Here is a 24,266-nt window from a genome sequence, read left to right as displayed (position 1 = left end):
AGTGAGGGTAACATCTGCACACTTCCAGTGGGGATTTGGTTAGGGTTGATACGGATAAGGTTCCAAAGATCATCTTCTGCCATGCCGCTAAAAGAAAACGTCTCATCGCCTTCCTGCTCAAAATACGAGAACAGTTTCCCTGAGTAGCTTTCACCACTTTTCAAATTGAGCTGCGCAAAAGATTGACCACACCACTCCTGAGAGGAAAGCGTGAACTTGACCCCATTTGACTGCTCTTTGGTTGGGGTAAAAGCAGAAAGCATCATATGATAAGGGTATATCCCGGTGACAAAGTCTCTGGTCTGATTCATTTTGATCACCGATTGCTTGTCCCTGCCGGCCTCACCAGGGTTATCCAACTTGACCTGCTTTTTCCTGGAAAAATCTTCCGTGACAAAAATCAGAACTGCCTCCCCTTCCCTTGGTTCTTCATATCTGTATTGGGTCAGTTCAAAACTGCTGAGCTCAGCCTGCCCCTGAAACCAATATTTCCCCCATGCATCGAAATCCACATTTTCTCTTTGTGGCTTACTGCAAGCAAAAGAAAGGGTCAAAACTGAAAGTCCAAAAATTAATTTTTTCATTTGTATATGATTTTATTTTTCAAAATAAACGGTCTTTCCGGATTCGGCTGACTCAATGGCTGCTTCTAAAATCCTGGCCACTAGGATATTGTTTTCCAAGGAATATAATCCATAAGGGGGAACCTGGATCTCACCTTGAATCACTTCTGCGAAATATTGGAAAGGATTGGTCTCAGTTCCGGTCATTTCCTTGCTCAAAAACTGAACAGTCTCCTCCTTCTCTTGCCCTACCCTGCTGTATAGACTTTCCTTATCCATTGTGAGAAGATAACCATTTTCTGTATAAACCTGCATATCCTTTCTGTCAAAAGGCCAATTCCAGGAGGCTTGAATGATCGCCTGTGCACCTGGGTAGGTAAGTATTATACTCGCCTCATCATCTACCTGCTTGTAAATGTCCGGCTTATTCGTTTGCGTCACAGCAGTGACTGATAGCGGTTCTTGACCGTTTACGAGGAAAGTCATGATGTTTGCTCCATAACAACCAAAGTCCACCAATGCTCCGGCACCGTTTTGTTTCGGGTCTGTCAACCAATCGAAAAACTCTTTACCTACACCTATCTCTTGAGGTCCTCTATGTCCGTGGTGAAAAACTGCTTTCCTGATAGTACCAAAAGCTTCTTCTTCTGAACGCAATTTAAAAGACAAAGCATCTGTACTTGGATACCAAGATGTTTCATAATTGGTAAGGACATGGATATTGTGCTGCTCTGCGAGAGTCTGAATTTCTTTGGCTTCTGAAGCTCTAAAGGACAATGGTTTCTCCACCATCACATGTATGCCACGGACAGCCGCTGCTTTGACTACATTCAGGTGTTGGGATACAGGACCAAAAGCCAGAACACCATCAGCATCTGTTTTATCCAACATTTCCTCCATACTAGCGAAGAAAAGAGATTCATCCAACTGGTAGTTTTTGATAAACGATGCTATCAATTCCTTATTATCCTCATGTACTCCCACCAACTCGAAATCACCTTGGAAGCTTTTCTGGAAAATCCAGTGAGAATGCCCGTGACTCAGGCCCGACATGACGAACTTTGTCTGGGCTTGTAAAAAATCTGTCATTGCAAAGAAAGTTATCAGGGTAAAAAAGACAAAAACTCGGTTCATAGGGTATCATTTTGGGTTTCACCAAAATTAAGCAATCCATAGTGGATTTACCCAAGCTTAGGAGTAATACTATCCAATAGAAGAGTGAGTTTTTAAATTATGATACACAATAGTGACAAAAGAATAAAAAAGAGAAACACTTTCTAGCTTGTTCTAACACAAAAAAATACCCTAATCAAAAAACCCATCTTAAAACTGGAAAATGACATAATATTAGGTTCACTCGAGTTATTTTACCTATACTTCCAGATGGTCCAAAGAATTTTATAACCCGCACCAAATACACCTTTAACCGTTCCACTGACTTTTGATACCCCAATACGTTTTCTATAGTCTACTGGAATTTCAGTTGTCTTCCAGTTAGACTTGGCTGCTTTGATTTGCATTTCAATAGTCCAACCGTAGGTTTCATCCTTCATGCCAAGTGATTTCAGTTTATTCCACCTGACAGCCCTAAAAGGACCCAAATCTGAGTAATCTGTCTTATAAATCATACCCATCAGCGAAGTCGCCAACCAATTGCCAAAAATCTGTGGTAGTGTCATGGAGCCTGACTCCTTATGTCCTTTAGCTCGGGAGCCTATTACCATGTCATAGCCCTCTTTTAAAATCGGCTTGATAAGGTCATTCAGCTGTTCAGGATAATCGCTATAATCAGCATCAAGGAACACCAATATCTCCGGTTCGATAGCCTGTTCAGCAATGTAGTTCATCCCAGTGAGACAAGCCTTGCCATACCCTCTTTGGGGTTCATTTAACACAATGGCACCTGCATCCTGAGCTACTTTAACTGTATCGTCATTGGAATTATTATTGACAACAATCACATTTCTGACAAAGTCAGGAATATCCCTGATAACCAAAGCCACAGAATTTTCTTCATTAAACGCAGGGATAAGCACATCCACTATCGGGATTTGTTTATTCACTTTAAGGTTTTTATCTGACATAAATTCTAAGCGAGTTTGGAAAGTGCAGCAGCCAAATCATCCCTCAGGTCATCCACGTCCTCTATCCCAACACTTAACCTGATCAGGGAATCAACCAAACCTACTTTTTCTCTTTCCTCCTTAGGAATACTGGCATGAGTCATCGTTGCAGGATGTCCGCAAAGTGATTCCACCCCTCCCAGAGATTCTGCCAGCGAGAAAAAATGCAGGCTCTCAAGAACCTTATTGGCATACTCTATAGTGTTTCCCTTTAAAGTGAAAGAAATCATCCCTCCAAAATCCCTCATTTGTTTTTTGGCAATATCGTGATTGGGATGGTCTTCAAATCCTGGCCAGTACACTTTATCTACAGCACTCTGCTTTCTCAAAAATTCAGCTATTGCTCTTCCATTTTGGCAATGCCTCTCCATCCTGATATGAAGGGTTTTGATGCCCCTGAGCACCAAAAAACAATCCTGAGGACCAGGGACTGCACCGCAGGCATTTTGTATAAAGGCCAACTGTTTGGCCAGATGGTCATCGTTGACAATGATAGCACCCATTACCACATCGGAATGGCCTCCGAGGTATTTGGTGACTGAATGCATTACGATATCTGCACCAAGATCCAGTGGATTTTGCAAAAAAGGAGTAGCAAAAGTATTGTCTACACCAAATAGGATTTTATGCTTTTTTGCAACAACACCTATACCCTCAATATCGATAATACTCATCATTGGGTTGGTAGGTGTCTCTGCCCAAATTAACTTTGTCTTTTCATTTATGTATTCCTCAATGTTACCGGGTTTCTCCATAGAAATGAAATGAAACTTTATCCCATAGCGCTGGAAGATTTTAGTAAAAATCCTGTAAGAACCTCCATAAAGGTCATTTGAACTGATGACTTCATCTCCTGGATTCAGCAATTTTATAATGGCATCAATAGCACCCATCCCGGATGAAAAACATAATCCATGCTTCCCATTTTCCAAAGCTGCCAAGTTTTTTTGAAGGGCGGTACGCGTTGGGTTGTGGCTTCTGGAGTATTCATACCCATCATTGTCACCTGGGGACCTCTGCACATAGGTAGAAGTCTGAAAAATCGGTGTCATGATGGCTCCTGTGGATGGATCCGGCTCTATACCGGCATGTATTGTTTTTGTTCCGAATTTCATATGTTTTAGTCTAAAATTTAAGCGGGTTTGTTTGGTTTATTTTTTTCCTTTGTGATCAAGCAATCAAAGATGAAGAAAAAGCAAAGTATATTCAAGGAATTCAAAAATGCCTGTAAGAATAATCCAACAGTGGCCTTTGCAATTCTTTGGGTGACCTTAATGCCTTCCATAGGCAGTCTTATTTTTGTCCCTTGGGCCTTATCCAACTCCACTTGGATGAATCAGCTTGAGTTTAACAACAGCATAACCATCTTGCTGGGCCTAATAGTTTCAGTTCTTTTAATGGGACTTGCATTGATGCCTACTACGCTGATTGCTGCCTTATCCGGTTTTTTTATGGGATGGCAGGCATTCCCATGGCTGGTCTTGGGGTATACCTTGGCTACCGTTTTGGGATATGCTTGGGGAAAAGGTCTGAGTGGCAATAGCCTTTCTTTAATTTTGAAAAAGTACCCTAAAGCGGAGGTGCTGATTGAAAAGAAACAACATAATATCGGGGAACTGATATTTTTTGTAAGACTTAGCCCGGTCATTCCATTTGCCATGTCAAATCTGCTATTTGCATTAATGCGGTCAGGATATTGGAAACTTGTGGTTTTTGGCACCTTAGGCATGTTGCCTCGAACCTTGTTTGTATTTTTTTCCGGTACAATGGCTGCAAATATCTACGCTGCAATTATCGAAAGAGGGGGAAAAGAAGAGGTCCTGATTATTCTGGGTTTGTTGATATTGAGTGTATGGGGCATCTGGCGTTTTTTCACCAAAAAACCTATATCAGCATGAGATAAAAATCCAATACTTCATCTTTGCCATCCATATAAAAATCACCTTGTGGTTCCATCCCCAATTTCACCAACAAATTATGAGAGCTGATATTTTCTTTGGATACAATGGCGTAAAGCTTGGAGAAAAGCTTTTGCTCCCTAGCATTATCGACCAAAGCTTTGGCACTTTCGAAAGCAAATCCTTTCTTCTCGTATTCAGGCAAAAAAGCAAAGCCAATATCGGGCGCATCCAATTCCACCCTTTGAAGAAAACCACATAAGCCAATTTTATTTGCAGCAGGAGTATTCAAACTAACCAAGTAAAGCCCAAAGCTGTATTTCCCATAACTTCTTAATGGACCGGACTCCAAATATTCTTGAGCATCTTCAATATCCCTCACCCCCCTATCGCCTATATGTTCAAGCCAGCCTTTTGTATTAAGTAGTTTTAAGATAAAATCAGCATCCTCAAGAACCAATTTCCGGATGAGCAGTCGCTCTGTTTGTACAATGATATCCATGATTTACCTTAACAGGTACATTTTACCATAGCCTTGTTTGAATGCTTTATCTCCCGCAGTAGCTCTAGGCTCTACGAAAGTCCCATTTTTACGAACCAATGTTCGATAAATATAAACACCATTTGCCAATTGGTCTCCAAATTCATCCCTACCATCCCAAGCATATTCAGAAATATTATTTCCAATTCTGATAGGACCAAGCTCATCCTGGAGGATTTCACGAACTACTCTCCCTGTGACGGTCATTATTTGTATTTTGATTTGGTCAGGCACTTCCGAGCCTGTCACTGTGAAAACAAACCTTACAGAACTGCTGAATGGATTGGGATACGGGTAAAAGTTTGTGATTGTGGCTTCGTTGATCACTTCAAAATTAATTTCATAAGGTTTATCTACTCCAAGGTCTTCTGTCACTACCCTAAAAGTATACATACCATCTTCCAATGGGCCTGGCCGAAGTTCTATTTTGAAATCTGAGTCTTCAGAGGCTTCAGTCCAATTTACCTTTTGGCTACTGAAACTCACCCGTTCGAACTGACACCCCTCACATTGCTTTTTGAGGAACAAATCAAGACCAACAGTATCTTTTTTATAAATCAGTGTTTGTTCATTCTTGAGAATACTATTGATCATCACAGAAGGGGACACTATATCACCATCCATGATATAAATTCCATCAAAATTCACATCCAGGATAGCGGTACTATTGTCGGGAATGACAACAAAATATTGCCCCAGATCGAGAAGGTTATTTCTGAAGGTTTGCTCCATCTGTATCCTAGGGTTTGCAAATACCTCCACTTCAATATTACCCCCTCTTCCAATAGAGTTGAAATCGATCAAAAACTCGTGACTTTCTCCAGCCGGCAAGGCAGGGATTTTCTTGGAAAAAGTCTCTCTACGCCTTTGGGTGGTATTGTTGAATGTCCATTCCACGGTAATGGAATCCAGGAAGTCATGCCTTGAAAGGTTGACAAATTCAAATTTCAACTCCGCTTCTTCCCCTTCCTGTAAGGTTACCTTTTCCTCCCTGTTTTTAAACAACAATACACCCTCTGGAACACCCGTATAATTCACCTGCCACTTATCCAGTTGGGAAGGAGCGGTGGACTCTTGATCATTCATGGCATAACGGAGCCTGAGATAAGGATAAGCACTTGGGTTGACCGTCTGCAAATTAAAATTCGGATCCCTCAAACTTGTAAAAAGCGTCTGTTCCTCTCCATTAGGTCTGACTCCAATAATGTCAAAAACAGCCAACTCTTCATTGAACCAATCTCTTTCATTGACCTTGTTGAAGAAAAGTTTCCATTCTGAGGCAGGGCCTATTCTTGGAGTAACGATACTTCCTGATGTGAAATAACCTTCCAGATCAGTGTCAAACTGCAGTATCTGTTGATTCGTTTCCAGTTCTATATTCTTTTGGGCCACTATCTCAACAGCTTCACCTGGTCTCATGCCTTTTCTTCCGTAAAGAATATAAGGATCTCCTGACTTTAAGTTTCGCAATAAGGCTTCATTGGCTCCGACCTCCTTCATTTTCTCAAAAGCCTGATCAGGCCATTGCTCAAAGGTCACATCCCCAACAGAGAAAATCACCACATAGTCTCCATCTTTCAAACCGTCAATGTAGTCTATGAGAATGGATTGACCGGGCTGGGTAATCCAGGCATTTCGGATACTCTGTATGACCTGAGGTACTCTTCCACAGGATCTTCCGTCCAAAATATCAAACCCAGGAACAGGGATAACCAAATAAGGCGTCAATGACCTCTGCTCAAATGCCACCAAACCCAAGGAACCATTTGGGCAGAGCCTGCTATTGACATTGTTGACATTATCAATGATATAAGGAACACCATCAAGATAAAATTGGGTGTTCCTAAAAGTCAGGCTGTCTGTTTGGTTTCCAAAAGTGAACACCTCAATATTCAGGTTGGTATCCGGATATTTCCAGATTCTCTGAGTCTGATCTATTTCCAGGTTATTCAAAAGGTTACTTTCCAATTGAGGTAAAGTTCTTTGTGTCCATCCCTCAGGGCCATTATTGATATAACTGAAAGAGGTAACTGTCCAATCGTCTGATTCACCTTCCCGCGGTTCTGAAAACCTTGATCTCCAATAAAAGGTAACAGAATCTCTTGGGCTGGTATTCTGAAACAAATCAATTTCCCATCGGATCAGGTTGGAGGTGGTTGTCCTATTTTCTCTCCTTGCAGATGAGGAAAAATTTGGAGAGGTATCCACCTGCATAATAACATTTCTGGGTTCTACATTTTTCCCCGGAATCTGGGCAAGAAGCTCTACTTGTCGCTCATTTACGATACCGAATTCAGCAGGAAGTATATGCATGGTCCCACTCAAAGGCACAAAAGTAGTCACTGTAGCTGCGTTATTAGCGAAAGTCATTTCAGGCACAATCCTGTCATGATTGATTTCTATGGTAAAAATATTTTCCCCAAATGCTGCAAGTCCTGTATTTGGTACTGAAAAATCAATGGTATCCTTCCTGAAAATGGGAGCAAGACTTTTAACAGGATAGGTGATATTTGTCCCATCCGGTAGCCTTCTTGCTACCCTCAAGTTGATAGAATCTAAATCCACTCGCCCAAGGTTTTTCACCACAAAAGATAATTTGAGGGAATCAGAAAGTGCATTGAATGTTTCCCCATCAAATCCCTCCAAGGTCACATCAGAAGCCTCTATAGAATAATCAGCTTTGTCAGCAGGAAACAACCTGACCGCAGGATCTCCCAACATGATCAATTGTTCTGCGTGCGCCCTATTGACTACTGAGGTACCATATCTTTGGAAAAACAGTTTTTCGGTTTCCTGGATCACCCTACCTACCGGTCTATAAATATTGGAAGAGTCCGAAAAGGCTACGGTGTAAAAAGATTCAGAGTACCTCCTCAAGTATACATCTACCCCTATACTGGCATGAGCCATGAAATTAGTAGCTCCTTTCCCAGGGGTCAATACCCAGTCTTCTCCAAATGTATAAGCATTACCAAAAGCATTCCCGGCATCACAGCCATTTAACAAGAGCATGGGATACCTTCCACGGTTATTATAACCCAAGGTAGGATCTGAGGCGAAACCGATTTCTATATCAATTACAGAGGGTGCCCCATGGCCGAAAAACGTTATCAGGTTAGTCCCCCTATTTACGTCCTTAGAAATATCAATCAATTCAATAGTAGAGTTAGATCTCTTTCTGTAAGTAGTGACATTCCCACCTAAATATGGTCCTTCTGCAATAGTTTTAAAACCATTAAGGAAATTAAAGTACCTGGTCAATTCAAAAGCTGAAACCCCTCCACTAAGGTGGATAATTTCCTTCATCCAATCTTCAGATGTCCCCATTGCATCCTTTTCTTTTACTTTATCAAGGTAATTGGCTACATCCTCAGGCACTCTTGCCGGTATTCTTCCAGTGGGAACGGCTTGCACAAATGGGTTATCCGGATCCAGACCAATAGAAAAATTATTGTCCGCATAGGGATAGCCTGCCGGTGGAACCAAGTCCTGAAAATTAAAAATAGAAGGTCTTTGTCTGTAGAAATAAGTTACATTGTTTTGTCTGGCAGTAGTGAACATTCCCATCGCCCTTCCTATCAAAAACATGTATTCGGGCTTATGTCGCGGATAATATTCCCTCAAGAATTCATATACCGCCAAAGGGGTCTTTTCACCGAAGGTAAACTGATCGTACAATTCATCAATATTGATCACCAAAGTGTCATAACCTCCTCCATCCGGAGAAGCGCGGTGTGCAGCATAAGCACTGACAGGGTCTGCGTAAGAAGAAGTGGGCTTCCTTAGCGCTTTGTGGCTAAGGATGATAAAGTCCGCTTTTCTACCCAGTAGATTCCTGAAGTTGACCCTGGGCATAATGCTGATTTCCCTGACATTAAGCTGGTTTTCTACAAGAATTTTTGTTTCCTGTCCCTGCAAACCGCCAGTCAAAGAGATTTGGTTTCCGGATTTGTTGACAGGGATCCTGACCGGGTTAATAGGATCTGAAATATCATAGGCCACATAATTGGAAAGGGTGTTATCGATTTGAATGACTGAATTCTGTGGTTCAAGCATGAAAACCTCAGCATTGAAATCCCCATTCTGTACTTGCTTGGAGTAAGTCAATCTTGCATAAGCTATGGAGACATTATCTACATTACCGCTACCCATAGAAGTGATCCGAATACTGAGACTGCCATCCGGGTTGAAATCAGATGCATTGAGTGTCAATGATTCGTTGATCACCTGAAAATCCTCATATTCAAACCTACCTATCTCCCTAACTGAGCCTGTGGTAGGGCCAGCCGAAATAGCTGTTAAATGTGGTGTCGCCGATCTTCCTGCCAAACCTATTTCAAGTGTTGCTGCACCAGCGGAAGCAATTTGCCCCAAATCGGTAAGGGTTAGAAGAAAAGGATTGTTTTTGGGAATAGGGGCGCTCATCCAACCTTGACCCTCTTCAAATGCTGCTAAGCGTATCCCCGGATTATATGTTCTTCCGAGGTTGTATTGATTGGAAAACACCTCTTTGACTTGCGTTTGGTAAGTAGTCAAAACAGGATTAGAGCTATTGGGATTCGGTCTGGAAGCCATCCTTTTTCCCGGTGAATTCCCAAAGGTTAGAAAGAATGCTGTTGAATCATTATGCTGATTGTACATACTATTACCCCTGTGTGCAGGATCTGAAAAAAGCTTCTTATCCAATTCGGCATCATTCTTTTTTCCATAAAAATCTATGAAGTCATTGGGGTCGAACCTTCCGTCCTGTTCACCCTGCACATAGATAGCAACTTCTTCTCCTCTGTGAAACATTCGAATATTTCGAGGGTCAATACTGCTCGGGTTGATACCGGAAGCAGACATGGAAGTGAAAGTTATCCTATGGACACCGTCTTCTGCCGTAGCTACTCTATAATAAGCCTGCCCGTAATTGATCCAATTGGATTGAGCCAGGCCGGCAACCGAAATCAATAGACAAAATACTATGGTGACAAATTTCCTGTTCATCAATCGTTCCAGCCTTTATGCAACCTAAACCTGTTGCCATGTTCTTTTAAACTCACTTTTACACTGATTATATGTGAATAGGGTGTTTGGGAGATTCCGCCAATATCAGTCAATGCATAGTCAATATAAAACTTTTCATTGAGAAATAAACCCAAGCCGAAACTTGGCTTCCAAGCCATATAAAATGTCTCATCAAAATCCTTAATCCTTTGTACATTACTTCCACCTGCTCTTAAAAAAACAAGGTTTTTGTAATTTGCCTCTACTCCTGCCCTAGGATCAAAACTCACCAAGTTGGTTCTTAAAATTGTATTCCGCATGCCATCAAAAGTGAAATCCAGATCAAGAACACCCTGGATGCTGATGTCATCATTGATTTCCACATCTCGGGTTACACTGAAAATTGCCCTAGGTAAGGTCAATTCCAAACTGTTTACCGGAATTTCATTATTGGTTTGGGAATAAACATCCCTAACCATCTCAGCATTATGAAACCACGCATTGAAGGTGGAAGTCACATCGCGTAACATAAGGCCAAATCTCCATTTGTCCATCAAATAAATTCCTCCCAAATCTAAACCGAAACCCCAGGCTTGAGCGAATTTCCCTACATTTCTGTGGATGATCTTGGCATTACCTCCAAATTTGAAATTATCACTTACATCACGGGCGTATGAGAGCAAAAGTGCATAATCAGCCGCATTAAAAAACTGAATATTATTGTAATTTAAAGCACCGTTGGCGTCATACAAAAATCTGGTATCCGGAATGTCATCTACACCAAACCTGATGACAGATACGGCGATTTGATTGTCAGCATCAATGGCTGTGCTGTATCCCAAATAATCAAATTTGGCAATACCGGCAAAGTACTCAGCATGCATCAATGAAAACTCATGTTCATGTTTGATACCGATCAATCCCGCTGGATTCCAATAAGCAGCAGTCACATCTCTTACAGAAGATACCTGAGCACCACCCATTGCCAGGGCCCTAGCTCCGATACCTATATTCATGAATTCATTGGAATATTTAGGCGCGATTGATTGTGCACTTAATTCAGTGCAAAATGCAAAAAGAAGAATACAAATCAACAGTCGAAAAACACTCATGTTTTTTGCAGAAATTACCAGTGCAAAGTAAAAATAAATACTTTACTAAAAAGCTAAATCTCAAAAAATCAAAAGCTTTCAAACCAAGCCAAAATGTCCAAAAGCGTACACTTTTATGTTCGCTTCCCTGACATTAGCTATTTCCAAAAATGAAATCTGTCGCTCATTCTAAGATTTTTCGATTTTGTCAAAAAAATTTGAAAATCGCTTTAATTCAAAATAAATGAAGATTTTTTTATTCAATGTACAAAAAACAGTACCTTTTATAACCTAGTAGTGGGTATTCTACGATATACCAACATTACTTTGGTACAATTTTTCTTTCATTCTGGCATGAGGAGTCAGCTTTCAATAGAATAGCAGTATCCGAAAACCTTTATACCAAGAAAAAAATGAATGCTTCAAACACCCAAATACAAATGAGAAAGGGAATTTTGGAATTCTGCATTCTCCATATCATCGCCAGAGGTGAAGTATATGCCTCGGACATGTTGGAAGAATTGACTGATGCCAAAATGATAGTTGCAGAAGGTACGCTTTACCCTCTACTCCAGAGGCTTAAAAAAGCTTCATTAGTTACATACAAATGGGTAGAATCAGAGTCAGGACCACCACGAAAATACTATTCCATCACAGAGGAAGGTAAGGGCTTTTTGGATTCCTTAAATGACACCTGGGCCTCTTTGGTTTCCTCCACCCAAATGATCACCTCAAAGCACTAATCCAATGAAAAAGACCATAAGTATCAATATCAGCGGCATCTTGTTTCACATTGAAGAGGATGGCTATGCAACCTTGAAAAAATACCTGGAGACTATCAACAGGCATTTTTCCCATTATGAAGACAATCAGGAAATCATTTCTGATATAGAAAACCGCATTGCGGAGATTTTCCTAAGCAACCTGAAAAACAACAAGCAGGTCATTACAGCCGAAAATGTCAGTGTGCTCATTGAGAAAATGGGGACAATTGCTGATTTCAAAGCTATAGAAGAAGAAGAGGAGACTCAAAAGGATTCCAAAGAAAAATCAACTACTACAGAAAATGACTTCTATAAATACATCACACCCCCAGGAGAGAATCCGAAAGGATATAAGAAACTTACCCGTCTTGAAAACCGGAAAATTCTGGGCGGTGTATGCGCTGGAATAGCGCACTACCTGGCTGTAGATCCACTATGGACCAGATTGGTAGCCATACTATTGCTTTTCAGCGGTAGAATAAACTTTGGAAGACCTGGCTGGGATTTCATCCCGGGGAATTTCAATTTCAATTTCTCTATGGGAGCGTGGGCTTTGATTGCTTATATAGTCCTATGGATAGTACTGCCAGTATCTTATGACGAACCTGAAGACAAAAACATCAAAAAACTCTACAGAAATCCCGATGACAGAACTATAGGAGGAGTGGCAAGTGGACTGGCTGCCTATTTTAATATAGAAGTCATATGGGTAAGGTTGTTGTTTGTAGGGTTGATGTTTGCAGGAGGATCAGGTTTTGTAATCTACCTTATCTTATGGATCATTACGCCACAGGCCAGATCCATTACAGAAAGAATCCAGATGAAAGGTGGTGCCATTACCTTAGACAACATAGAGTCCACCATAAAGGAAAATATGAATCCATTGCCTCCAAAAGAGGAAAGTCAGGCAAGAAGGATTTTGCTGACCCCATTCAGGGTATTGGGAAAGATTATAGAAGGCATAGGTATGGCTTTGGGACCATTTGGTAAGTTTTTGCTTTCTGTAGTGAGGGTGGGGTTTGGCTTGATCATTTTCCTGATTGGAATGGCCATTACCATTACTCCTTTAATATTATTGGGTGTTTATTTCGAGCTTCTCCCTTTTGCCGGGAATCAGTTCTATTTGGATGATATCCCTGCACAATGGATTACAGATATTCTTCCAGTTTGGCTGGCAATTTCAACAGGTTTTGCCATTATGATTCCAGGTATTGTCATACTGCTCTTAGGTATCAGTGTGATCATTCAAAAAAGCCTTATTGAAGGCAGGTTTGGATTAGTGATACTGGGTATTTGGTTACTTAGTTTGGGAATTGCTGCTTTCCAATTACCAAGTACCATCGCTCAATTCAAGAATGAAGCCACCTACACATTGGACAGTACTTTGGACTTAGGAGAAGGGACAATCATCCTTAATTCCGAAGGTTACACTTCAAACAAAGGGATCTTTGAAATGGTCAACCTCCAATTGAGCGGCATAGATGGAGAGAAAGTAGTTCTTGTACAAGATTTCAAATCCAAAGGCAAAAATTATGATGATGCCATCAACAACGCGAAACAAATCTCTTACAACTATTCCATTTTGGATAGCATAGTGATTTTGGATAGGGGCATAGACCTGAACAAACTGGATAGATTTAGAGGGCAAGGACTGAAACTAACACTGGAAATTCCATACGATAAGCCTTTTATCATGGATAAATCCATCCTGCCCATTATCAGGAATACCCTCTATAGAAATGGGTACCGTACACGGGATGTCAATGCAAAAAATCATTGGGTCTTCAATGAGGATGGGTTGCTATGCCTGAACTGCACCTCCACCAAGGAGCTGTCTAGAGCAGATAGTTTATCTATTCAAAAATTTAAATCTCCGGAAAATATCAGCAGCTCTGCTGAAAATTAAACCAACTACCTTACAGCCCGGCAATCCGGGCTGTATTTTTTATTTTTTATTGAAGGGTGTTGAAAGGTCTTTAAAAATTAAAAGCTATTTTTAAGCCTAACCCAAAAAACCATGCAAGTTACTATCAAATTTTTAGGTGGAGCAAAAACAGTCACTGGATCCAGGTATTTACTTTCTATAGGTCATTACAAAATCTTGGTAGACTGTGGCCTTTTTCAAGGACTGAAAGATTATAGACTTCGAAACTGGGACGCTTTTCCTTTAAGTCCCTCCGAAATTGATGCTGTGATACTCACTCATGCCCATATTGACCATAGCGGTTATTTACCAAAACTGGTCAAAGAGGGTTTCAAGGGAAAAATCTACTGTACCACTCCTACTACAGAATTGGTTAAAATTCTCTTGTTGGATTCTGGAAAACTGCAGGAGGAAGAAGCGCAGTATGCGGCTAAAAAAGGTTATTCCAAGCACGAAAAACCACAACCGTTATATTCTAGAGAAGATGCAGAAAAAGTATTCCCTTTGTTTTACAGTGTGGATTTTGAAGAGGAAATCAAGCTGACTGATGACATCAAAGTCTCCTTCTACAATGCGGGACATATCTTGGGTGCAGCAATTGTTAAAATGAAAATTAAGGGTGAAAGTCAGGAAAAGAAAATCGTCTTTTCAGGAGATTTGGGCAGGTACCATGACCCTATCCTCAATCCTCCAAACAGATTGCCATTTGCTGATATCCTATTGATGGAATCTACTTACGGCAACCGAAAGCAAACCCACCATAAACCTGAAGAAGAATTGGGGAGAGCAATACGTGAAACCTACAGAAATGGAGGCGTATCTATCATTCCAGCCTTTGCAGTGGGCAGAACTCAACTGATATTGTACTACCTCCATCTATTGCAGCAAAAAGGGAAAATCCCCAATATCCCAATCTATGTTGATAGCCCAATGGCCATTGACGTGACCAAGCTATACAAACAATTCAATAAGTACCATAAGTTAGGGGCTACATTTGAAGATGACGGCGGCAACCCTTTTTTAAACAAAAACCTTCATTATTATCAAAGTCAGGAAGCTTCTATTTCTCTAAATGCCATTCGTGGTGATGCTATTATCCTCTCTGCAAGCGGCATGGCTACAGGTGGACGTATCCTGCATCATCTTTATAACAGACTTCCCAATGAGCAGGACAGTGTTATTTTTGTTGGTTATCAGGCCGAGGGTACTAGAGGGAGAAGAATTTTGGATGGAGAAAAAACCTCACGCATGTACGGGGTTGAGGTACCAATAAAAGCTAAGACCTATTATATAGAGGGACTTTCAGCACATGCCGACCAAGAGGAATTGATGGAGTGGGCAGAAGGCTTTGTCTCAAAACCTAAAATGGCATTTATGGTGCATGGGGAAAAGGAAGCTTCAGAGGCATTGTCCATAAGGCTGAAAGATGAATTGGAGTGGAATACTATTGTACCGGAGTACCTCGAAAGCTTTGTTTTATTTGATGGATTATAATCCGGATTTAAACAATTGCGACTTTGATATTTTTGATTGAATCCAGTAAAAACAGAATGGTAATGAACAAAATTTTCAATTATCAACTTGATATCTAAGAAAATGTATATAAGCAATTGCAACACTTATCAATTAAACAATGGTCTTGGAACAACCCGATACTAATAGATACTTGCCTGCCGCAGGCAAATTGGATTCCGAAGTCTCGGAACAAGTTATTCATTGATATTGGCTTGGAATCATAGGTTAATTTCATTGTGAAGATTCTACTGGTAAGAAAGCGGACAATTACACCAAGAAAATATCAAGTTGAGTCGAGGCTTAACCCAATCATACATTTAAAAAAAACACAATAATTCTCCTAAGAGGAGTTAAATCCTGACTATTTAAGTAAATCTTCTTGCCTAAATTCAAAAAACTCCCTAAATCGGAACTGAATCCAAATTTAATGATTTTGAAAAGACAATTAATCCAAAAATTATCCAGACCAGCTATAACGTTTGCTGTAATCAGCCTTGCTGCTTGGACAAGTGGTTGTGCCTCCCTTAAACCAGGATCAACCATGTTGGTAGCAAGTCCGGCTGTAGAATCCAGAAGTACTCCCTTATCAGAAGATGATAGGAAAAACTGGCAGCACCTGGACCTTCTTCAGGACACTGTACCTGGTATGAGTGTAAACAGGGCTTATAATGATATCATCAAGAAGAAAAAGGGCAAACCTGTGATCGTTGCAGTGATTGACTCAGGCTTAGATATTAACCATGAAGATTTAAATGATATCCTATGGGTAAATTCAGGAGAACGTGCAGACACAGGGAATGATGATGATGGTAACGGTTTCGTTGATGATGTACATGGATACAACTTTTTGGCAGAATCCTACAATGAGCAATTGGAATTTACAAGGATTTTAAGATTGGGCATTGGCGATGAAGCATATCAAGCTAAGGCAAGAGCCAAGCTGGATGAAAAAATGACAGAAGTTACCCAAACTATCTCTCAAATTCAGCCCATGTTATCAGCCTTAGAGGAAGCAGATATGGCCGTACGGAAGGAGCTTGGTAAAGAAGAGTATACCTTGGAAGATCTAAAGGGTATAGAAGCCAGCGGTCAACTTTCCATGCAGGTGGGTTTTTTGAGCCAAATGTTAAGCCGAACCGATGATCTTGACGAAGTGAAGCAAAGTTTATCAGGCGCTTATGATTACTACTCCAAACAACTGGAATACAACCTCAATGTAGAGTTTGACGGCAGGACTGTAGTGGGAGATGATCCTTATGACTACAATGATCAGGATTATGGCAACGGGAATCCCATCCATAGGGTAACAGACGAAAGTCACGGAACACATGTAGCAGGGATCATTGCAGCCAATAGAGCAAACGGATTGGGCATAAATGGCGTGGCCAATAATGCTCAAATTATGGCCATTAGGGCAGTGCCTAATGGAGATGAATATGACAAAGATATTGCATTGGCCATTAGGTATGCCGTGGACAATGGCGCCAAAGTGATCAACGCAAGTTTTGGTAAATCTTTCTCACCTAATCCTGAGTGGGTATATGACGCACTGAAGTATGCTGCTGACAATGATGTGCTTTTTGTGCATGCCGCCGGCAATGATGCGCTGGACTTGGACGATCCTGAAAACTCCAATTTCCCAAATGATCACAAATATGATAATGGTAGAGAATTCACCAATAACGTCATCACAGTTGGCGCCATTGGTTCTGAATATGGTGCCAGGATGCTTGCCCCGTTTTCTAACTATGGTGCTAAAAATGTAGATGTATTTGCTCCTGGCGCACAGATCTATTCCACCATGCCCGAAGACGATTACACTTTCCAAAGTGGTACTTCCATGGCAGCTCCTGCAGTTGCCGGATTAGCAGCATTGATCAGGTCATATTACCCCAAATTGACTGCAGAACAAGTTAAAAAAATTATCATGGAGTCTGGTATCAGTCCAGAAGTCAAAGTAGGAGTAGGTGGCGACCTATCTGCTCTCTATACATTGAGTGAAATTTCAGTGTCAGGTAAAGTTGCAAATGTGTATAATGCTCTGGTATTGGCCCACCAAGTTTCTAAAGGAAAAGTGAAGCTTTAAATCAATATTTAATGCACAAACCGGTTCCTTTCGAACCGGTTTTTTTTTGCCTTCCAATTTCCTACCTTTGAGAAGCTTTAGGGGTGCCCATTCGGGCTGAGATCATACCCTTTGAACCTGAAACGGTTAGTACCGGCGAAGGAAAAAGTCCCGTCTGTCCATTCTTTGGTCAGTATGCTCCTAAAGTTTTTTCATTAATCAATAATTCATTTTCAAAATATGAAGACTATAACCAATGCATTCAAAAAGGTAAAGCATCAATGCCCACTTGTACAGAGCATTACCAACTATGTGGTCATGAACAACACAGCCAATGCCTTGTTATCGTTGGGCTCTTCCCCGATTATGGCACATGCAAAATCTGAAATGGAGGACATGGTCAGTATCATAGGGGCACTGGTAATCAATATCGGTACACTGGATGAATACTGGGTTGAAAGTATGCTACTGGCAGCAGAAAAAGCAAAATCTCTCAGCAAGCCAATCATACTCGACCCCGTAGGAGCTGGCGCCACTGCTTACCGTAACCAAACACTTACCCAACTCATCCAAGTTGGCCCAAATATTATCCGAGGCAATGCTTCAGAAATCATGTCCCTTGCATCAGTAAACATTCATACAAAAGGTGTAGATAGCACCAATACATCTGATGAGGCTTTGGATGCTGGAAAAAGACTTTCAAACGAAACAGGGGCTATTGTCTGCATTTCCGGAGAAGTAGATTATATCATACATGGGGAAAAAACCGCCAAAGTGAAAAATGGCAACCCCATGATGGCAAAAGTTACGGGAATGGGTTGTACTGCTTCTGCAATCGTGGGCGCATTTGCCGCGGTGGAAGAAGATTTATTTACCGCAACAATCGCAGCAATGACTGTAATGGGTGTTGCTGGAGACATGGCAGCAGAAAAATCCGAAGGTCCTGGCACTTTGCAACTTCATTTCTATGATGCACTTTACCAATTGACCCCTGAATTACTTGCTGAAAAAGCAATTGTAGAGATTGGTTGATGCAAAAGGATTTTCCATATAGACTTTACTTAGTCACTGACGAGGCACTTTGTCTGGGCAGGGACTTTTTTTGGGTGGTAGAGGAAGCCATCAAAGGAGGCGTAGATATTGTGCAGCTAAGGGAAAAAGAATTGGATAATGAAGCATTTTGCAAAAAAGCTGAGAAACTCAAAACCTTATGTGATAGATATAGGGTCCCTTTAATAATCAATGATGCGGTAAATGTTGCTAAAATGGTATCTGCCCATGGACTTCACGTTGGGCAAAGTGACAGTTCAGTTGAGGATGCCAAAGAAGTACTGGGTAAAGATTACCCAGTAGGACTTTCTTTGGATAAGCTTTCTGATTTGGATAATCCTCAAAGTAAACTGGCCTGGTACTATGGGGTTAGCCCTATTTATTCTACCCCAACTAAAACGGATACCCTGTATGAATGGGGCTTAGAAGGACTGGCAATTTTGCGAAAAAAAACTCCAAAAAAACTTGTGGCCATTGGCAGGGTAAATATTTCCAACGCTTCTGAAATCATAAGTCATGGAGCAGATTGTCTGGCAGTAGTATCTCAAATATGTTCCGCTGACTCCCCTGCCCATGCTGCTGAGTCATTTAAAAAGCAAATTGACAAAGGTCTAACACAAACAACATGGTAAAATCTTATATCCCCGTCCTGACCATAGCAGGTTCAGACTCCAGTGGTGGGGCCGGAATTCAGGCTGACCTCAAAACTTTCAGCTCATTTGGCTGCTACGGAATGAGCGTCATCACTGCTACCACTGCTCAAAATACCCGTGGTGTAAAATCAGTCCATGCCATCCCTGTACAGCATATCCGAGAACAACTGGAAACTGTCTTGGAGGATATTGTCCCAAAATCCATTAAAATAGGGATGGTCAATAGGCCTGAAGTAGCAAGGACTCTCGCAGACATATTGAAACATCTTCCCGATATCCCCATTGTATTTGACCCCGTGATGGTTGCCACTTCTGGAGACAGACTGATTGAGTTTGATACCATTCAAATCTTAAAAGACACCCTTTTCCCGCTCTGCAGCTTACTGACTCCAAACCTGGATGAATCAAGTATTTTATCAGGCATGGATATCAATAATGAGGTTTCTATGGAAATGGCAGGACGGAAAATCATAGAAATGGGCTGTAAAGCTGTCTTAGTAAAGGGCGGTCACCTAAAGGCAGAAACAGTAAAGGATTTATTGATTCAAAAAGATGAAAAAATCATCTCTTTTGAAAGTGAATATATAGCTACCAAAAACCTTCATGGCACAGGTTGCACCATGTCCTCCGCAATTGCTGCAGAATTAGCCAAAGGGCAGTCCTTGGAGAACTCTGTAAAAAATGCCAAAGTTTATATCAGTGGTGCAATTGCAGCCGGAAAAGACGTGGTCACCGGAACTGGACATGGACCATTAAATCATTTTTATGAACCTCAAAAACAAATTATAAATGAAGTGGAGTGAAAAAGCATGGAAACAAATCGGTCCATTGTATCATAAAATAATTGAAATGCCCTTCAACCAGGAGCTGATGAATGGGAGTTTACCTAAAGAAAAGTTTAAGTTTTACATGGCTCAAGATGCTTATTATTTGGGAGAATTTGGAAAAGCCCTGAGTACCATTTCAGGGAGATTAGAAGAATTGGACCAAGTACTGGCATTTTCACAATTTGCTTCAGGAGCCATTGTGGTAGAAAGGGCTTTACACGAAAGCTATTTCGTAGAATTGGGACTACCAGAAGAAGTACAGCCTAGCCCGACCTGTCTCCTTTATACCAATTTCTTACTCAAAACAGCTGCTTATGGAAATGTGGAAACGGCAGTTGCCGGGGTCCTTCCCTGCTTTTGGATTTACAAGAAAGTAGGTGATCATATTTATGCCCAGCAGGATAAATTCCCGGACAATCCCTACAAAAACTGGATTGACACCTATTCCGGTGAAGACTTTGCGGAATCCGTAGCCAAAGCAATAGATATCACTGATCAATTGGCAGAAAAAGCCAGTCCTTCAGCCCAAGAAGAAATGTTTAAGGCCTTTGAAATGGCAAGTAAGCTGGAGTGGATGTTTTGGGATTCAGCGTATAGGTTGGAGAAGTGGGAGGTTTAATGAGTAGTGAATAGTTAACAGTTAGTTAATTTATGAATGTTTAATTGGTTAATTGTTTAATTGATTAACTGATAGAGATAGCTAGCGCCGCCGTGCCTTTAATTGATTAACTGATAGAGATAGCTAGCACCTCCGTGCCGCTGTGAGTGTCATCACTCACAGCCATTTTATTCGGAATAAACAGAAATTGTTCATGCCCTGATTATACTTGACACTTTTAACAGGAGCTTAGTTTCATAAACCAGCGCTGCCAATATATCGCCGAAGGCTTATATCTATATATATCGCGAACCTGTCTAGCGACAGGTAGAGCATATATCATTTACTGCTCGATTCTAACGCCGCTGTGAGTGTCACTCACAACTAAAAACTCTAGGGTTTCCTTTCTTGATTCTTGTGTCTTGTGTCTCCCCTTTCACAAAACCGCTTCCCACAATATCTCCACCGGATGCTTGGCCTTTTTACCTGTACCGTCAGCTATCTGATGGCGGCAGGAAGTTCCAGGAGCAGCGATCAATGTATCCAAAGCAGCATCCCGGACAGCTGGGAACAAGACCATTTCCCCGATCTGCATACTGAGCTCATAATGCTCTTTTTCATAACCGAAAGACCCAGCCATTCCACAACAACCTGATGGAATCGTTTCTACCTCATAATTTTCGGGTAGACTGAGCATCTTCTGTGTCCAAGAAAGGGAAGAAAGTGCCTTTTGATGACAGTGACCATGCAGTTTGATTTTCTTTTTTTCTTTGGTAAAAAGGTGAGCTGGGATATTTCCAGCAACAATTTCTCTCCCTATAAATTCATCTATCAACAGTGTATGAAACTTCAGCTTTTTGGCATCCTCGACCAATTCCTTACTGACCAATTTGGGATATTCATCCCTAAAACCCAGAATGGCTGAAGGTTCAATCCCCACCAATGGGGTATTCCCATCAATAAGCTCTTTGAACACTTTCACATTGGCATCTGCATGTTTTTTGGCTTTCTCCAGCAAACCTTTTGACAATGCTGACCTACCACTTTCCTGGTGGTCTACCACTTTGATTTCATAACCTAGTTTTCTCAGTAGTTTGATTGCGGTAATTCCTATCTCCGTATCATTGAAATTGGTGAATTCATCGACAAACAAATAAATGGTCTTGATGATTTTTTTCGGTACAGGAAGCTGAGCATAGTTTTTCTTATACCATGTTCTCAAATTCACTTTTTGAATACTTGGAAGCTGTCTTTTTGGTGCCACACCAAGAATAGATTTCATCAAACCTCCGGTCAGTCCGTTACTCAAAGCAAAATTGCTAAGCCCTGGAAAAATCCCAGCCAAGCCATTGAGGTCATTGATGTGTGCAAAAGCCTTGGAGCGCAGAGGAATCCCATGCTGTTTTTGGTATTGGTATAAAAACTCGGCCTTCATGGATGCCATGTCCACATTGGAAGGGCATTCTGAAGTACAGCCTTTGCAGGAAAGACAAAGGTCTAAAGCTTCTTTAATCTCAGGATGATCAAATGGATTGGGTTTTTTATCCAAGGTCAAAAATTCCCTCAGGGTATTGGCCCGGCCTCTGGTGGTATCTCTTTCGTTGCGGGTAGCCTGATAACTCGGACACATGGTACCACCTGAAGCAGGTAGTTTCCTGCAATCTCCTGAACCATTGCATTTCTCTGCCATTCTCAAAAATCCCCCAACGTGGCCAAAGTCAATCAAGGTCTCCTGTTCTGGAGTTTGCATATCGGCTTCATACCGCAAAAAAGTATTCATTGGTGCGGTGTCCACAATTTTTCCGGGATTGAAAATATTGTCAGGGTCCCAGGTATACTTGATCCTTCTGAAGAGCTGGTAATTTTCCTCTCCTACCATCAGGGGAATAAATGGAGCCCTCACCCTTCCGTCACCGTGTTCACCGGAAAGGGATCCATTATATTTTTTGACCAATTTGGCTACATCAAGCGAAATATTGTAGAAGGCTTCCTGATCCTCTTTTTTCTTCAAATCCAAAATGGGCCTCAGGTGTATCTCTCCTGCCCCGGCATGGGCATAGTGCACCGGTTCCTGACCGTAGGCCTCCATCATTTTATCAAACTCATCTATGTAGGATGCCAGGTCCTCTATATCTACTGCCGTATCTTCTATACAAGCCACAGCCTTTCTATCACCGGGAATATTGGCCAAGAGTCCCAATCCTGCAGACCTCAAGGCCCAAGCAGATCTAACCAGGTCGGGGCCAATCACGGGATAGGCATATCCCAAACCAGCTTGCTGCAGATCTTGGATCAATTTTTCTGCTTTGCTCCTAGCTTCAGCTTCTGTTTTACCGGTAAACTCCACCATCAGCAAAGCCATTGGATCACCTTCAACAAAGTATCTGTTTTTGCTGTATTCTATACTTTCCTTGGTGCAGTCCAGGATAATCTTATCCATCAGTTCCACCGCAGTGGCCGGATGCTTCATGGCTACCTGAGCAGCTAGCATGCTCTGATTAATGCTTTCAAAATGGGCCGCCACTACTACCTCTATGGGGTCAGGCAGGGGATCAAGGGAGATTTTGATTTCCGTAGTAAATGCCAAAGTACCTTCAGAACCTGTCAAAAGCTGACAAAAGTTAAAAGGCAAACCATCTTCCTTAAAAATCTCAGTATCCAGCAATGCATCAACGGCATAGCCCGTATTCCTTCTGTGTATACTTTTTTTCGGAAAGTTTTCTTCTATATTTTTTTGGGCAGTTGGATCAGATAGTTCCAGTTTGACTTGCCGGTAAACTTCTCCTTCCAGTCCTTCCAACATACACTTCTCCTCAAACTCCTTTTTTGACAATCCCCCAAAAACAGCTGTATTTCCATCAGCAAGTATGGTTTTCAACTCCATCACCTTATCTCTTGTGGTTCCATATACAATGGAAGTAGTTCCGGAGGAATTATTCCCTACCATACCGCCGATCATTGCCCTATTGGCAGTGGAAGTAATGGGGCTGAAAAAAAGTCCATGTGGTTTCAGGAACCTATTCAATTCATCTCTCACTACTCCAGGCTGCACCCTTACCCATTTTTCTTCTTTATTGAATTCCAAAATGGAGGTAAAATGTTTAGATACATCCACCACAATACCATTTCCCACGCATTGTCCTGCCAAAGAAGTCCCTGCTGTCCTCGGAATTAAGGAAGTTTTATGGGATTTGGCAAAGCTGATTAGTTGCATGATGTCTTCATCCGTTTTCGGAAAAGCGACTGCAAGCGGCACTTCTCTGTAAACAGAAGCATCTGTAGCGTAAAGTGTCTTGGTAAGGGAATCGAATTTAAGCTCTCCTGCCAGGGTTTGCTTTAGTTTTTCCAAGGCAGGCAATAGGTTAGGTTTGGTCAAAGTCATAGCTCAAAAATAAGGAATTGAAGCTTTGCTTTTTAGGATTGGTAAAAGAAAAGATGAAGATTAGAGCAAAGATTGAAACATGGTGAAAATCAGATGAAATCGAGCCTGCCCAGAGCAGGCGGGCATAATCCCGTACCTATTGGACCACACACTGGGATGATTCTTAAATGCGAAGATTCTCCCGAATAAATTCGGGACAGGCTATCTGGCAATTGAAAAACAAATTATAAACACATGAAAAAGGATTATTTCTTCTCGAGTTGATAATTATTCACTAAAACCG

At 41.3% G+C, this 24,266-nt stretch carries 17 protein-coding genes and 1 riboswitch; of the genes, 9 read left to right on the top strand and 8 right to left on the bottom strand.

The annotated features are described in order from the left end of the window. From EA341_RS04460 to EA341_RS04445, 4 genes are all read right to left on the bottom strand, one after another. On the bottom strand, window positions 1-584 hold a 584-nt coding region (locus EA341_RS04460), incomplete at its 3' end, for a hypothetical protein (protein WP_293011695.1). A 12-nt stretch (window positions 585-596) separates the two neighbouring features. Next, a complete protein-coding gene (locus tag EA341_RS04455) occupies window positions 597-1,697 on the bottom strand; it encodes a Gfo/Idh/MocA family oxidoreductase (RefSeq protein ID WP_293011693.1) in 1,101 nt (366 codons plus the stop codon). Between the two features lie 233 nt (window positions 1,698-1,930). Further along, window positions 1,931-2,647, bottom strand: coding sequence for a glycosyltransferase family 2 protein (locus EA341_RS04450; RefSeq protein ID WP_293011691.1), 717 nt, complete (start codon window positions 2,645-2,647; stop codon window positions 1,931-1,933). Window positions 2,648-2,652: 5 nt separating this feature from the next. Then, the gene (locus tag EA341_RS04445; RefSeq protein WP_293011689.1) at window positions 2,653-3,801 is read right to left on the bottom strand and encodes a PLP-dependent aspartate aminotransferase family protein; all 1,149 of its coding nucleotides are present in this window, start codon (window positions 3,799-3,801) and stop codon (window positions 2,653-2,655) included. 69 nt (window positions 3,802-3,870) lie between these two features. On the opposite strand from EA341_RS04445, the gene EA341_RS04440 reads away from it, so the two are divergent. After that, window positions 3,871-4,584 (top strand): VTT domain-containing protein, encoded by a 714-nt coding sequence (locus EA341_RS04440; protein WP_293011687.1) that lies wholly within the window; start codon window positions 3,871-3,873, stop codon window positions 4,582-4,584. Here the strand turns inward: EA341_RS04440 and EA341_RS04435 are convergent. The 3 genes from EA341_RS04435 to EA341_RS04425 are packed head-to-tail and all read right to left on the bottom strand — an operon-like array spanning window position 4,571 to window position 11,130. Beyond that, window positions 4,571-5,086 (bottom strand): GNAT family N-acetyltransferase, encoded by a 516-nt coding sequence (locus EA341_RS04435; RefSeq protein ID WP_293011685.1) that lies wholly within the window; start codon window positions 5,084-5,086, stop codon window positions 4,571-4,573. The two genes, EA341_RS04440 and EA341_RS04435, sit on opposite strands and share 14 nt — an antisense overlap. A gap of 3 nt (window positions 5,087-5,089) precedes the next feature. Then, window positions 5,090-10,114, bottom strand: a complete 5,025-nt coding sequence (locus EA341_RS04430) for a C25 family cysteine peptidase (RefSeq protein ID WP_293011683.1) — start codon at window positions 10,112-10,114, stop codon at window positions 5,090-5,092. Beyond that, the gene (locus EA341_RS04425; protein WP_293011682.1) at window positions 10,114-11,130 is read right to left on the bottom strand and encodes a PorV/PorQ family protein; all 1,017 of its coding nucleotides are present in this window, start codon (window positions 11,128-11,130) and stop codon (window positions 10,114-10,116) included. The genes EA341_RS04430 and EA341_RS04425 overlap by 1 nt, the downstream gene beginning before the upstream one ends. Window positions 11,131-11,618: 488 nt before the next feature. Between EA341_RS04425 and EA341_RS04420 the strand changes: the two genes are divergently transcribed. The 8 genes from EA341_RS04420 (at window position 11,619) to tenA (ending at window position 20,622) form a co-directional block, all read left to right on the top strand. Then, complete coding sequence (locus tag EA341_RS04420; protein ID WP_293011681.1) at window positions 11,619-11,948, top strand: PadR family transcriptional regulator; 330 nt, start codon at window positions 11,619-11,621, stop codon at window positions 11,946-11,948. A 4-nt stretch (window positions 11,949-11,952) separates the two neighbouring features. Next, complete coding sequence (locus tag EA341_RS04415) at window positions 11,953-13,875, top strand: PspC domain-containing protein (protein WP_293011679.1); 1,923 nt, start codon at window positions 11,953-11,955, stop codon at window positions 13,873-13,875. Between the two features lie 111 nt (window positions 13,876-13,986). Beyond that, complete coding sequence (locus EA341_RS04410) at window positions 13,987-15,387, top strand: MBL fold metallo-hydrolase (RefSeq protein WP_293011677.1); 1,401 nt, start codon at window positions 13,987-13,989, stop codon at window positions 15,385-15,387. A 454-nt stretch (window positions 15,388-15,841) separates the two neighbouring features. Beyond that, window positions 15,842-17,494 carry a S8 family peptidase gene (locus tag EA341_RS04405; RefSeq protein ID WP_293011675.1) on the top strand — a complete coding sequence of 551 codons (1,653 nt, stop codon included), beginning with the start codon at window positions 15,842-15,844 and terminating at the stop codon, window positions 17,492-17,494. 69 nt (window positions 17,495-17,563) lie between these two features. Continuing rightward, window positions 17,564-17,655: riboswitch (TPP riboswitch) on the top strand. A gap of 58 nt (window positions 17,656-17,713) precedes the next feature. Beyond that, the gene (gene thiM, locus EA341_RS04400; RefSeq protein WP_293011673.1) at window positions 17,714-18,505 is read left to right on the top strand and encodes a hydroxyethylthiazole kinase; all 792 of its coding nucleotides are present in this window, start codon (window positions 17,714-17,716) and stop codon (window positions 18,503-18,505) included. Continuing rightward, window positions 18,505-19,155 carry a thiamine phosphate synthase gene (gene thiE / locus EA341_RS04395; protein ID WP_293011672.1) on the top strand — a complete coding sequence of 217 codons (651 nt, stop codon included), beginning with the start codon at window positions 18,505-18,507 and terminating at the stop codon, window positions 19,153-19,155. The genes thiM and thiE overlap by 1 nt, the downstream gene beginning before the upstream one ends. Next, a complete protein-coding gene (gene thiD, locus EA341_RS04390) occupies window positions 19,149-19,979 on the top strand; it encodes a bifunctional hydroxymethylpyrimidine kinase/phosphomethylpyrimidine kinase (RefSeq protein ID WP_293011670.1) in 831 nt (276 codons plus the stop codon). Before thiE ends, thiD begins: the two co-directional genes overlap by 7 nt. Further along, window positions 19,966-20,622 (top strand): thiaminase II, encoded by a 657-nt coding sequence (tenA, locus tag EA341_RS04385; RefSeq protein WP_293011669.1) that lies wholly within the window; start codon window positions 19,966-19,968, stop codon window positions 20,620-20,622. Before thiD ends, tenA begins: the two co-directional genes overlap by 14 nt. A 415-nt stretch (window positions 20,623-21,037) precedes the next feature. Here tenA and EA341_RS04380 read toward each other — a convergent pair whose 3' ends face one another. Continuing rightward, on the bottom strand, window positions 21,038-23,983 hold the full coding sequence (locus tag EA341_RS04380; protein WP_293011667.1) for an FAD-binding and (Fe-S)-binding domain-containing protein: 2,946 nt from the start codon (window positions 23,981-23,983) through the stop codon (window positions 21,038-21,040). Window positions 23,984-24,266 lie beyond the last annotated feature (283 nt).

The organism is Mongoliibacter sp. (assembly GCF_007692705.1).
Taxonomy (GTDB): Bacteria; Bacteroidota; Bacteroidia; order Cytophagales; family Cyclobacteriaceae; genus Mongoliibacter.
The sequence above is the reverse complement of the archived record's forward strand: the minus strand, read 5'-3'. Positions and strand labels throughout refer to the sequence as shown.

Excerpts from the sequence above, each read along its gene's own strand:
- EA341_RS04455 (WP_293011693.1), bottom strand. The coding sequence starts at position 1,697 with ATGAACCGAGTTTTTGTCTTTTTTACCCTGATAACTTTCTTTGCAATG.
- EA341_RS04450 (WP_293011691.1), bottom strand. The coding sequence starts at position 2,647 with ATGTCAGATAAAAACCTTAAAGTGAATAAACAAATCCCGATAGTGGAT.
- EA341_RS04445 (WP_293011689.1), bottom strand. The coding sequence starts at position 3,801 with ATGAAATTCGGAACAAAAACAATACATGCCGGTATAGAGCCGGATCCA.
- EA341_RS04440 (WP_293011687.1), top strand. The coding sequence starts at position 3,871 with ATGAAGAAAAAGCAAAGTATATTCAAGGAATTCAAAAATGCCTGTAAG.
- EA341_RS04435 (WP_293011685.1), bottom strand. The coding sequence starts at position 5,086 with ATGGATATCATTGTACAAACAGAGCGACTGCTCATCCGGAAATTGGTT.
- EA341_RS04430 (WP_293011683.1), bottom strand. The coding sequence starts at position 10,114 with ATGAACAGGAAATTTGTCACCATAGTATTTTGTCTATTGATTTCGGTT.
- EA341_RS04425 (WP_293011682.1), bottom strand. The coding sequence starts at position 11,130 with ATGAATATAGGTATCGGAGCTAGGGCCCTGGCAATGGGTGGTGCTCAG.
- EA341_RS04420 (WP_293011681.1), top strand. The coding sequence starts at position 11,619 with ATGAATGCTTCAAACACCCAAATACAAATGAGAAAGGGAATTTTGGAA.
- EA341_RS04415 (WP_293011679.1), top strand. The coding sequence starts at position 11,953 with ATGAAAAAGACCATAAGTATCAATATCAGCGGCATCTTGTTTCACATT.
- EA341_RS04410 (WP_293011677.1), top strand. The coding sequence starts at position 13,987 with ATGCAAGTTACTATCAAATTTTTAGGTGGAGCAAAAACAGTCACTGGA.
- thiM (WP_293011673.1), top strand. The coding sequence starts at position 17,714 with ATGAAGACTATAACCAATGCATTCAAAAAGGTAAAGCATCAATGCCCA.
- thiE (WP_293011672.1), top strand. The coding sequence starts at position 18,505 with ATGCAAAAGGATTTTCCATATAGACTTTACTTAGTCACTGACGAGGCA.
- thiD (WP_293011670.1), top strand. The coding sequence starts at position 19,149 with ATGGTAAAATCTTATATCCCCGTCCTGACCATAGCAGGTTCAGACTCC.
- tenA (WP_293011669.1), top strand. The coding sequence starts at position 19,966 with ATGAAGTGGAGTGAAAAAGCATGGAAACAAATCGGTCCATTGTATCAT.
- EA341_RS04380 (WP_293011667.1), bottom strand. The coding sequence starts at position 23,983 with ATGACTTTGACCAAACCTAACCTATTGCCTGCCTTGGAAAAACTAAAG.